This window comes from Vibrio gazogenes, from assembly GCF_023920225.1.
In the GTDB taxonomy this organism is placed as follows: Bacteria; Pseudomonadota; Gammaproteobacteria; order Enterobacterales; family Vibrionaceae; genus Vibrio; species Vibrio gazogenes.
On sequence record NZ_CP092587.1, the window covers coordinates 1,387,117 to 1,399,167 of the forward strand.

5 protein-coding genes, 1 tRNA gene and 4 pseudogenes are annotated in these 12,051 nt (G+C 46.8%); 8 read left to right on the forward strand and 2 right to left on the reverse strand.

Features of this window, described 5'->3' with window-relative positions; genetic code table 11:
• Positions 1–196 precede the first annotated feature (196 nt).
• The 5 genes from MKS89_RS06330 (at position 197) to MKS89_RS06350 (ending at position 4,572) form a co-directional block, all read left to right on the forward strand.
• On the forward strand, positions 197–643 hold the full coding sequence (locus MKS89_RS06330) for an L-alanine exporter AlaE (RefSeq protein ID WP_072961111.1): 447 nt from the start codon (positions 197–199) through the stop codon (positions 641–643).
• 155 nt (positions 644–798) lie between these two features.
• Positions 799–886, forward strand: a tRNA-Ser gene (locus MKS89_RS06335).
• Between the two features lie 557 nt (positions 887–1,443).
• Entirely contained in the window at positions 1,444–2,439 is a 996-nt protein-coding gene (locus tag MKS89_RS06340) for a ribonuclease T2 family protein (RefSeq protein ID WP_072961112.1), read from the forward strand.
• Between the two features lie 292 nt (positions 2,440–2,731).
• Positions 2,732–3,610, forward strand: coding sequence for a HEPN domain-containing protein (locus tag MKS89_RS06345; RefSeq protein WP_072961113.1), 879 nt, complete (start codon positions 2,732–2,734; stop codon positions 3,608–3,610).
• 278 nt (positions 3,611–3,888) lie between these two features.
• Positions 3,889–4,572, forward strand: a complete 684-nt coding sequence (locus MKS89_RS06350) for a response regulator (protein WP_072961114.1) — start codon at positions 3,889–3,891, stop codon at positions 4,570–4,572.
• Between the two features lie 546 nt (positions 4,573–5,118).
• Here the strand turns inward: MKS89_RS06350 and MKS89_RS06355 are convergent.
• Positions 5,119–5,486, reverse strand: a pseudogene (locus MKS89_RS06355) (transposase); the annotation flags it as partial.
• A gap of 15 nt (positions 5,487–5,501) precedes the next feature.
• On the opposite strand from MKS89_RS06355, the pseudogene MKS89_RS06360 reads away from it, so the two are divergent.
• Positions 5,502–5,766 (forward strand): annotated as a pseudogene (locus MKS89_RS06360) (transposase); the annotation flags it as partial.
• Here MKS89_RS06360 and MKS89_RS06365 read toward each other — a convergent pair.
• Positions 5,758–6,031, reverse strand: a pseudogene (locus MKS89_RS06365) (transposase); the annotation flags it as partial. The pseudogenes MKS89_RS06360 and MKS89_RS06365 overlap by 9 nt on opposite strands.
• A 75-nt stretch (positions 6,032–6,106) precedes the next feature.
• Between MKS89_RS06365 and MKS89_RS06370 the strand changes: the two are divergent.
• Both MKS89_RS06370 and MKS89_RS06375 read left to right on the forward strand, forming a co-directional pair.
• Positions 6,107–6,811: pseudogene (locus tag MKS89_RS06370) on the forward strand (DDE-type integrase/transposase/recombinase); the annotation flags it as partial.
• Between the two features lie 227 nt (positions 6,812–7,038).
• Entirely contained in the window at positions 7,039–12,048 is a 5,010-nt protein-coding gene (locus MKS89_RS06375) for a beta strand repeat-containing protein (RefSeq protein ID WP_165614833.1), read from the forward strand.
• Positions 12,049–12,051: the final 3 nt, after the last annotated feature.

A 12,051-nucleotide genomic window follows, 5' to 3' on the forward strand; every position in this document is an offset into this window, starting at 1 on the left:
ATTTTACAGACATTTGTTTTAATTTTGTTTCTTTGTTTACAAACGGTTAACTATTAATTTTTTGTAGTTTTTTATTCTGAAATTTAATTGATTATTTAGTTTTATATTCAGTATTTATTTAAATAATTGGTGATTAATTTTATAAATATTGTGTTTTAATGCGCACAAATATCGTTGTTTATCTGAGTGGAACAAAATGAAAAATAGTGCGCCTTTTTGTGTTCGCAATGCAGCTGCCGATACATTTGCAATGGTGGTATTTTGCTTTGTGACAGGTATGGTCATTGAGGTGTTTATCTCGGGTATGACGCTGGAGCAGTCATTATCTTCGAGGCTGCTTTCGATCCCGGTCAATATTGCTATTGCTTGGCCATATGGGCTCTTCCGTGATCTTATCCTGAGATCCGGACGGCGCCTTTCTCCCAGCGGATGGATGAAAAATATTTGTGACTTGTTTGCTTATGTCGCATTTCAATCACCCGTCTATGTCGGTATCTTATGGGCCGTTGGCGCAACATATGATCAGATCGTCACAGCCGTTTCTATCAATGCGGTGATTTCTTGTGGTATGGGTGTCGTTTACGGTTACTTTCTCGATTATTGCCGACGCTGGTTCCGGGTACCCGGTTATTATCATGTTTGATTCATGCACGGTTGCTGATTGTTCAGATAATCGGCCAATCAGTTAATTAATAACCATTTGATTGTCAAAGGGCGGTTTTTACGATTTTTCTCCTTGACCTTCTTCCGAAGAATCATTAAATTAGCGCCCCGTTGAAACAATAATTTCAACGATTCGGTGAGTTGTCCGAGTGGCTGAAGGAGCACGCCTGGAAAGTGTGTATACGGCAACGTATCGAGAGTTCGAATCTCTCACTCACCGCCACATTCAAGGCCGTAGACATTCGTCTGCGGCCTTTTTCGTTGCTGAAATCTATACCGGAAAATCAATGTTGCAGCATGAGAATACATTGATGTGAAGTGCCTCGGGAAAAGGCCGAGACATGGATTCAAACTGGTGAAAAACCATAGACTTTTGCGCAGCAGTCTCCTGTTGGTTGTTGATCTGCCGAGATCAATCAACAGGAGATACACCGCGATCCCTTCAACACATACACCAGAAATCACTACATCTCTTTTTTGTGTCCGTATACCTTTCTATAACACTTGTATCTAAACCGGATAAAAGAGATGGCATCAGGTCTGAATTATCCGCTCTGGCTGGGAGCTTTAAGGGGCAGTCCTTCCAATGATTTTTACCCCATGAACTGGAAGACTAAACCGGGATTGACCCGGTTATTGCGGCATGTCCGGTGAAAAAACAGTGTCATGATTATTTCGCAAAAATAATATGACACTAAGTTTTATTTAACTTCTTTCTTATTTAATTTGATATGTTTAATATTGCGACGCTTACACATACTTATACAGGAAATTTGTTAAATGAAACTAAAAACTCTGTTGGCTGTTTTTTCTGCCCTGGCACTGTTGTTCGGTGTTGTCGGGCAGAGTTCCGCGGTGACTTTCTCTGGTACTTTTTATGCCAGCCAGTCATGTCCGGCTTATCAATCAAAAAACAAGAAAACCAATCCTGGTAACATCTATCTGGTTTCCGGGCAGTCTTACCAAATTCGTGAGGCGAATAAAAATGACGCCACCTGGTACCGGGTGGTGGTTGAAAATGCTAATCCGCAGTTGCGTTGGGTCTCTGTCAGTTGTGGTGAGGTAAAAGGTGATGATTCTTCTTCATCTGGCAGCTCGGGTTCTGGCAGCTGTTCAACGGCAGGTCAGGAAGACAGTTATGTCTTTGCTCTCAGCTGGCAGCCAGCTTTCTGTGAAACACACACGTCAAAGCCTGAATGTAAGGTCACGGATTCCAGCGCTTATCAGGCCGGAAACTTTACCCTGCATGGTTTATGGCCGAATAAAGCTTCTTGTGGCACAAGTTACGGATTCTGTGGCAGTTATTCTCACTCGGTGAGTCCTTTTTGCAGCTATGATGCGGTTCCGATGTCATCATCGACGCTGGCATTACTGGGACAATATATGCCAAGTGCAGCCTATGGTTCTTGTTTACAACGTCATGAATGGTACAAGCACGGTACCTGCCAGACGCAAAGAAACGCGGATGAATATTTTAAAACTGCGATTCGTCTGCAAAAAGAATTTAACCAGAATGTCGCTTATTTCATGCAGGAGCATCTCGGTGAATCTGTCTCCACGCAGGACTTTTTTGATGTTGTGGATCAGGCGTTTTTCGACGGAGCGTATAAACGGTTACAGATTTCATGTAAGAACAGCAAATTAGTGGATGTCTATATTAATTTGCCGAAACAACTGGATGAAAATGCTTCCCTTGAAAGCTTAATGATGGATGCTGATCCGAAGTTTTCTAACCAATGTGGCAGCAGCTTCACTGTGGATGAAATCGGCTTTTAATCATCCGTTCTGACTGATAAAAAAGAAGGCGGTTTTCCCGCCTCCTTCTTGTGATTACATTGATATAAAACCCGGTTCAATCCGGGTTTTATTTCTGAAAGTTATCTAAATCAATCAAATTGAAAGATAAAATCCCGCTGAACTCAATGTTGCAGCATGAGAATACATTGATGTGAAGTGCCTCGGGAAAAGGCCGAGACATGGATTCAAACTGGTGAAAAACCATAGACTTTTGCGCAGCAGCTCGCCACACTGTGGGCATTGTTCACTAACCGATTCAAATCATTCAGGTATGAAGACTTCATTCGACCATCTTCCCGAACGTAAACAGCACGAGCTTGCGCTGATCTCGACCATTTTGCGCGATACGCTGGAAGAATACCTCGTTGGTAAGCAGGGGAGTAAAGCCGAGTTCCGGATCCTGAAAATCATTCTGTTCGGCAGCCACGCCAAAGGCGGTTGGGTGAGCGATATTCCCAACGGCTATGTCAGTGACTACGACATTCTGGTGATCGTCAACAAACCTTCGTTGGTGGAAGAGGATCTCGTCTGGCGTAGAGCCGAAGAGCAGATCGACCGCAAAGTCAAAAGCGCACCGCTGGGGCTGATTGTGCATACTTTGGAAGAGGTCAATGAACAGCTCAGACAGGGTCACTACTTCTTTAAAGATATTCGCGAAGAGGGCATCGAAATCTTTGCTGCGACGCCTAAAGAACTGGCCGAACCGGGGGATCTGAGTGATGAAGAACGCCGTCAAATCGCACAGCAGCATTTTGAGCAATGGTTTCAAAGTGCAGGAGAGTTTTTAGAATTCTCTCAGATTGCGATAGATAAAGGTTATGTGAATAAAGCCGCTTTTGAATTACACCAAGCAGCAGAGCGATTCTTCGCTTGCACCTTACTGGTTCTGACCAACTACCTACCCAAAACCCATAATATCGAGAAACTGAAAAAATATTGCGCCGAGCAAGACCTTGCCTTCGCTGATATCTTCCCGATGGACGACAAATTCCACCGCCGCAGCTTCCGCCGCCTGCAACGTGCCTACATCGACGCCCGTTACTCGATGCATTACGAAATCACCGAAGAAGAATTGGTGTATCTGCAAGGGGAAGTGGAGAAGCTGAAAGGGCTGGTGGAGCAAGTTTGCTTGGGGCGGCTTGAGGGGTAATTCCACTTATTCAGCATGCATCGAAAATGATGTGTGCTCCCGTATTTTCCTCTTTATCTCCATCCGCTAGCCAGATTGTTTTTATAGTCGATTCCCCATTTACCGTAGGCATCACCGTGACTCTTTGCTATAAATATATGCAATGAATTTATAATGTTTATACCCACATGGTGGTGAGTTGTGAGATTCAGTTTAGAAAAAGAATTAAGTTATACGGAAGTATTCTCATAGAGTGGTTCTGTATAAGAAATGTTAGCTTTATTAGGCAGAATTAAATTATGGAAAATTTAAGTAAATTACTTGAGTCCTTTGCAAGTTTACTCTGGCCGCTGTCGTTTGTTGCGATATTGGTTTATTTTCGTTCATCTATAGCGTCGGTAATTGAGTCCGCTAAAGGGCGTAAGTTCACACTCAAAGTCGCTGGCAATGAGCTAACGATGGAACAAGTTACCGAGCAACAGAGACATATCATAACTGACTTACAAGAAAAAATTGCTTCTCTTGAGGAGGGGCTTGAACGTCTTCAGTCTGGAGCCAGCCCTGAGTCAGATGTAAGAGATGACGGTAAAATAGATGTTTCTAAATTAAAAATCTTGTGGGTCGATGATAACCCCAAAAACAATAGCTTCCTTGTAGCAAGCTTGGGAGAACTAGGAGTGGATGTTCATATTGCAAAGTCCACTACTGAGGGCATTCAACTATTTAATTCCATCAAGTATGATCGTGTGATTAGTGATATGGGGCGTCCAGAAGGTGGTCAGGCAGGAATAGATCTTACAAAATTAATTCGTGAAAGCGGTTCAGATGTTCCTGTCTACATTTACTGTGGAAAATGGGCTGCAAGTAACTTCAAAGAGAGCGCTCTTGCGGCAGGTGTAACTGGTCTCACATCTTCAGGGACATCGTTGCTTAAAATGCTTCGTCTAAATCGAGCTAACAAACAAAGTAAAACGGACGCATAAATGAGCCGTTTCTTGTGGTGGTGGCAACGAAAGGAAATTTTGGTCCTGCTGTTAAATCATGGATGCAAACCATGATGTCAAAAGCAATTGATACAAGTTGGCAAATTGAGCTTGGTGTTTTACCCTTGTTCCCATGGTCCTCCGTGGGAATACATACCGAGCCCAAAATTACCATGATTGGCAGATATCAATTCGTCCTGTTTCGTTTTCATTTCATAATGACGAGCACTGGAATAACGCCAGTGAGTCACTTTATCGACCTAGCCTATTTTAACAGGGTTTTGGTAAATCAATTCAACCTTCTAATGCATCATTTCATCACTTTGTATTCATTCAGGGTGTACGCCTTCCTGCCAAAACTGATCGCTTATTGCGGATGATGCACTGGATGATAACCGGGGGTGGTACAAGCGCTGAACTTTGCGTGCCACTTCTAAGTTAGGTATGCATTCCCACGCGGAGCGTGGGAACGAGGTGCATCGATAAATCCAATAACTACAAGGCCCAGCTCCATAAACGAAATGAAGAGTGGCACCTGTTTTCAGTCTATACTCGTGCAATTGCCCAAATATAGGCAATCATTTTTCTGGCGATGGCCGTCACAACCAGGTTGTAATGTTTGCCCTTATGTATGAGTTTTTGATATCGACGACATAAACGAAATTGAGCTCGTCATGCAATATCAATGATATGCTTGGATAAGCCTTCTTGCCTTCGTTGTAAATCAGTAGAGATATTCGCTGAATATCGATAGGAATGGGCCCCTTCAATCAGCAAGCGTCGTGCCCGAGTATTCCCGCATTTGGTTATTGCGCCGATGTGGCGCTTTCCTCCACTGGAATATTCTGGTGGAACAATCCTAAATAGCTCATTAATTTTCTTGGATGGTTAAAGCGAGTGAGATCTCCTAGTTTAAGGGATGTTTACATATGGAGTTGGCGAAACATGCCGAGCTGACTAAAGAAATAGGAATTCCTGCTATTCTTGCGATCCTCAGTGCCCATGGCAAAGAGGTACTCACGGAAATACCAACAGCTTAATTCGACAATACTTCCCTCGGAAAACAGATTTATCACTCCACTCACAAAAAAGCTCAATGATGTAGCCATTCAGTTTAATGAACATCTCAGGAAAATATTGAAATATAAAACACCATTACACGTGATTGAAAAGGGTGTTGCGATGCTCTCTTGAATCTACAGCCGCCTTTTTTAGAATGGCTAAATCTTCAACTTTTTCAGTAAGTTGACGTTTAAGCCTTGCGACCCTCGGCAGCAAGTTCTGCTTCCCTAGACGTGGTGTTGGATTTCTTCTCGGCACTGGAGCGCCAATTGTAGAGCTGTGGCTCGTAAAGATTAAGCTTACGCGATGCGGCAGCTACGCCAATCTTCTGAGCGAGCTTCAGTGCTTCGGCTCTAAATTCTTGCGTGTGGATCTTGCGGGGGTTCTTTATTGACATATTTGACTATAATGGTTTAATGATTCTGGACACTAATTAAGATGGTAAAGTACGCGCCATAGCAAGCGGTGTTCTATGACAAAGAAGCGTCATTCATTTACAGCAGAGTTTAAGCTTGAAGCTGCATGTCTGATCTTTGACCAAAGTTATTCTATAGCCGTTCCCTTGATATCGGTGAAACGGTTCTCCGATGTTGGGTTAAACAGCTTGAACAAGAGAAAACTGGCGTAACGCCAGGCAATAAAGCGCTAACGCCTGAGTAGCAAAAAGTTCAGGATCTTGAAGCCAGAATTAATCGTTTGGAACGAGAAAAAGCCATATTAAAAAAGGCTTCTGCTCTCTTAATGGCGGACGAGTTAGAACGTACGCGCTGATAGACCAATTGGGGAATCATGAAGACACTGAACTGGTCTGTGCATCATTCGATATCGCCACACCTTGTTTTTATGATTGTTTAAATCGTCGTCAATCTATTGATTTAATTAGAATAAAATTACTTAGTGAGCCGAAACGGCTGTTTCGAATTAGCCGAGGCTCAGCAGGAAGTTGCATGCTCGTTTCGATGATGATCTTGATTTATACACGCGTCGAGTGGTCAGTTGGGCAATATCGGACAATCCCGATGCTGACTTAGTTGTTAAAGCACTAGATTTAGCTTATCAGCAGCGAGGTTGTCCAAGAGATGTTATGTTCCATTCTGATCAAGGTAGTCAATATGCGAGTCGCAAGTTCAGGCAACGACTTCGGCGGTATCAGATCCAACAAAGCATGTGTCGCCGAGAATCGGCCTAACCGTGTGTTCGGTTTTAGTTGACTTCTATACACCCCACTTAGCGAGATATCCAAAAGTATCGGATCAGGTCATGAAATAGACATTAAAAAAACGGATGATACTTTTATTAATATAGCTTTAAAATCAAACAAGTCATCGAGTTTACAACGCTTATACCCAAGCTTATGTGAATTACGTTGAACAAAATGAGCCGCTCATGACAACGGAGATGAAGATGAGCCATCAGAAATATAGGGATGTTATCCCCACCAGTCTAGCCACAAGATCGGCTATTGGCACTCTTATTTTGACATTAGTCATACAACCGACATGGGCTACCGAACCGTTGCCCTCCGCTGCGTCGGTTGCCGCAGGGCAAGTCACTATCGGCACCTCGGGCAATACGATGACCATCAAACAGGGCTCGAATAAAGCTATTGTGAACTGGCAAAGTTTTTCGGTTGGCAAAGGCGCATCCGTTCACTTTGTTCAGCCGGGCCGCACCTCGGCGATTTTGAACCGAGTCACAGGGGCAACCACGTCGACTATCGCCGGTTCAATTCATGCCAATGGCCAGGTCTTTCTGATTAACCCCAACGGCATCGCCATCACCCCGAATGGGGTGATAAAAGTGGGCGGTGGATTTGTGGGTTCCACACTAAATCTTTCTGACCAAGACTTTTTGAAAGGTCATTTCAATTTCAACGGAGATGGTGCATCGGCCGGCGTTAGTAACGCTGGTATCATTACCATCGGACGAGGTGGCTATGCAGCACTCATGGGTGGCACGGTGCAAAACAGTGGTGTGATTGCGGCGCCCCTTGGCAAAATAGGTTTAGGGTCGGGTGAAGAAGCCACGCTGAACTTATCAGGCGATGGTTTTTTGCAGGTGGCACTGCCGAGCAAAACGGATGCTAACGGTCAAGACGCTCTGATCGATAATTCGGGGACCCTGTCTGCACATGGTGGGACGGTACTGATCTCAGTGGCCAGCGCCCGTGATGTGGCCCGTCATGTGGTCAATTTATCCGGTGTCGTCGAAGCCAATAGTGTCTCAGGCCATGATGGCCGTATCATCATCGGTGGCGGGCAAGGTGGTAACGTCACCGTCTCGGGTCAGGTGACGGCCACGTCTGATACCGGAAAAGGGGGCCAAATTAGCGTTACCGGTCAACACATTGCCTTGAACGGCGCGACGATCGATGCTTCCGGTGCCACCGACGGCGGTTCGGTTAAGATTGGCGGTGATTATCAGGGCAAAGGCAACACACAACGGGCGCAGACCACGACCGTGGATGCAAACAGTGTGATCCGTGCTGATGCCAGCCAAAGCGGCACGGGCGGGCAGGTGGTAGTCTGGTCGAATGATTTGACCACCTTTGATGGCTTGATCACCGCCCGTGGTGCAAATAGCGGTAAAGGCGGGTCGGCGGAAGTCTCGGGCAAAGCGACACTGGCCTACAACGGCTTTACCGATTTAAGCGGCCCGGGTGGGTTTGGTACTCTGTTGCTGGACCCTTATAACATCACCATTTCTAATGGTACAGCGTCGAATTCCAACGGCACCAGCGCCACCGGTGATGACAGTGTGATTAATGTCACCACCTTACAAAACGCCCTAGGCAGTGCCAATGTCTCGATCACCACTGGCGGTTCCGGCTCTGCAGGCTCGCAAGCTGGTGATATCACGGTGGCCAACGATGTGACCTGGAATAGCGGCTCGACCTTGGAATTGTCGGCCTATCACAATATCAATGTCAATGCGGCCCTTACTGGCGGGACTGGGTCTAAAATCGTGCTGCGTTCGGATAATTCGGGCACCGGCACCGGTACGGTGACCTTTGGTTCAGGCATCACCGCCACGGCGCCAGGTGGGGTGGGCATTTATTACAACCCAAGCAGCTACACCGCCGCCACAGATTATTCTGGCAATATGGGCTCGGATACCACGGCCACCGCGTATATGTTGGTCAATACATTGGATAATCTTCAGGCCATTAACACCAACCTTGCTGGTACTTATGCCCTGAGCAAAGACATCGATGCCAGTGCGACATCGAGTTGGAACAGCGGTGCAGGTTTTGTTCCTTTGGGGGAAATTCCTGCTTCTTCGGATTACAATTCTGCCATTATGTTTATGGGCACCTTTGATGGTCAGAGTCATGTCATTTCTAACCTTACCATCAATCGACCTTCAACGGGTGGTGTTGGTCTGTTCGGTGGTGTGGGATCAAATGGAAGAATAAGTAATGTGGGTCTAGAGGGTGGAAGTATTATCGGTGACACTGCTGTCGGCGGTCTTGTGGGATTTAATACTGGCACCATCAGTAATGCTGCTTATGCCACCGAGGCGGGGGAAGTCAAGGGGGGGCGTACTGTCGGCGGCCTTGCGGGCAGTAATATTGGGACCATCCGTAATGCTTATGCAATGGCGAAGGTGACAGGGAGTGATTATTATATCGGCGGGCTCGTGGGGTTCAATAGCGGCACCATCAATAATGCTTATGCATCGGGGGCGGTAACTGGTTATAGCTCTGTTGGTGGCCTTGTGGGATACAACTATGATGACAGCACCATCAGCAATGCTTATGCAACTGGAATGGTAAGGGGGAGTGGAAACAACGTTGGCGGCCTTGTGGGGTACAACTATGAACGTTCTACTACCATCACTTCATCCTTTTGGGATACCGATACCACAGGTCAATCCAAAGGGATTGGCACCGACAACAACCCATCATCAACGACGGTGACAGGTCTGACCACAGCCGAGGCGCGTGATAGCAGTAATTATATCGGTTGGGATTTCACTGATAGTGGTATCTGGTATCAAGTGGCGGATATGCGACCTATTTTGCGTTCGGAAGCGGCCAGCCCCAATGCAGAGGGGGTTATCACGGTCTCCAACCTACACCAACTGGCATTAATCAACACCAATCTTTCCGGCAACTATACCCTGACGCGTAATATCGATGCCAGTGCAACCAGCAGCGCTGACTGGGGGAGCGGTGGCTTCGTGCCGTTGGGTAATGATTCGACCCAATTCACTGGCACCTTTGATGGTCAAAGTCATGTAATTTCCAACCTCACCATCAATCGGCCTTCGACGGATTATGTTGGCTTTTTCGGTTCTGTTAAGTATGGCTCTAGTATCCGCAATGTCGGCCTTGAGGCCGGTAGTATTAGAGGTAAAAATAACGTTGGGGCCCTAGCGGGAGAAAATGTTGGCAATATTAATAATGTCTATTCGACTGCCAATGTTGTTGGATCGAGCTCTGTTGGCGGCCTTGTGGGGAGCAATGCTGGTAACATCAGCAATGCTTATACTACTGGAGCGGTGACAGGAAACTACGTTGGTGGTCTTGTGGGGGATGATAGCGGCAGTTTAATTTATGTCTATGCCACTGGGGTGGTGAATGGAGAAAATTCTGGCGGCCTTGTTGGGTATAGTCGGAATGTTACCTCATCCTTTTGGGATACCGAGACCACGGGCCAAACCAATTCGGCGGGCGGTGCTGGTCTGACTACGGAACAGATGAAGACATTGTCGAGTTTCAGTGATTGGGATATTGATGACCAAGGCGGTACGGGCAAGGTCTGGCGCATCTATGATGGTCATAGCACCCCCTTGCTCCGCAGCTTTATGACCGGGTTGACCATCACCGGCGGTTCGGGCAGCAAGACCTATGATGGTAGCGCCACGTCAACAGATGTCGGGACCCTGACCTACAGTGATACCAATTATAATACCTCATTGGTGAAGGGCACTGGGCAATATCAGTATAAAGCGAACAGTGCCAATGCAGGCACGTATACCGGCTCAAACCTCGAAATGACCATAAGCGGATTGTATTCTACCCAACAGGGGTATGATATCTCCACAAAATCCGGTTCGTTTAAGATCAACAAGGCGAAATTGACGGTTACAGCGACAGACGTCACCAAAACCTATGGTGACGTCGTGACCCTCAAGGACACTGACTTCAAGGTCTCGCCAGATGGTCTGAAGAACAATGAGACGATTGGCAAGGTCACCCTGCGCAGTGACAGCGCGGCCGCCACGGCCAATGCACGTGATACTGCCTACGATATTGATATTTCTGACGCATCAGGCGGCACCTTTGACGCGGACAATTATGAGATTACTTATGTCGCAGGTAAGCTGACGGTGAATAAGGCCGACTTGACGGTCACGGCCAAATCGCCAGACGACAAAACCTATGGTACTGCCGTAAACTTTGCCGGAACTGAATTCACGGTTTCGCCAGATGGTTTGAAGAACGGCGACAAGATTGACGCAGTCACCCTGCACAGTGACGGCGCGGCCGCCACGGCCAATGCAAGTGATACTGCCTATGACATTGATATCTCTAACGCATCAGGCGACAGCTTCAAAGCGGCCAATTATGACATTAAGTATGTCAAAGGGACGTTGAAAGTGAATAAGGCCGACTTGACGGTCACGGCAGACAATGGCGATATGGTTTATGGCGATAACGTGCCGAACTTGACCTATAAGGTTACGGGCTGGAAGAACGGTCAGGGTAACAGCCTGCTGTCGTCTGTGAGTGTGGCGACGGATGCAACTCGCACATCTAATGTCGGGAAGGGGTACAAAACCACGGCAAGCGACGGGACTTTGAATGGTGTCGCGAATGGCAATTACACCTTGCACTATGTGGCTGGTAAATTTGAGGTAACCCCCGCGCTACTGACGGTCACGGCCAACGATGCGTCTAAGATGTACGATGGTCAGGCGTATAGCGGTGGTAATGGCGTGACCTACCAAGGCTTGGTGAACAATGAAACCGGTTCGGTTCTCGGCGGCACACTAACCTATAGCGGCAACGCCCAAGGCGCTATCGAGGTGGGGGACTATGATATTGAGGTCTCCGGTCTCACCTCAAATAACTACGATATTACTTACAATGCCGGGCAGTTAACTGTGACGACATCCCCAACCCCAACCCCAACCCCAACCCCAACCCCAACCCCAACCCCAACCCCTCAGCCCCCCGCTGCGTCACAAATCGAGGCGGGTCGTATTGTCAACAATATGCCGATAGTGAATGACTTTGTGCCAAATGTCAGAAACCAGTCAGTGCGTTATAACACCAATACAGGGCGTACGGCGACAGCAACCAATGGTGAGCCGTCAGATGAGGTAATGAGTACTCAAGACAGTCGCTTATCTGGCTCCATGTGTTTTGTCGGCAGTGATTTCGCTATTACTTGTAGCTCGAAATAAGGG

Excerpts from the sequence above, each read along its gene's own strand:
- MKS89_RS06350 (WP_072961114.1), top strand. The coding sequence starts at position 3,889 with ATGGAAAATTTAAGTAAATTACTTGAGTCCTTTGCAAGTTTACTCTGG.
- MKS89_RS06345 (WP_072961113.1), top strand. The coding sequence starts at position 2,732 with ATGAAGACTTCATTCGACCATCTTCCCGAACGTAAACAGCACGAGCTT.
- MKS89_RS06330 (WP_072961111.1), top strand. The coding sequence starts at position 197 with ATGAAAAATAGTGCGCCTTTTTGTGTTCGCAATGCAGCTGCCGATACA.
- MKS89_RS06340 (WP_072961112.1), top strand. The coding sequence starts at position 1,444 with ATGAAACTAAAAACTCTGTTGGCTGTTTTTTCTGCCCTGGCACTGTTG.
- MKS89_RS06375 (WP_165614833.1), top strand. The coding sequence starts at position 7,039 with ATGAGCCATCAGAAATATAGGGATGTTATCCCCACCAGTCTAGCCACA.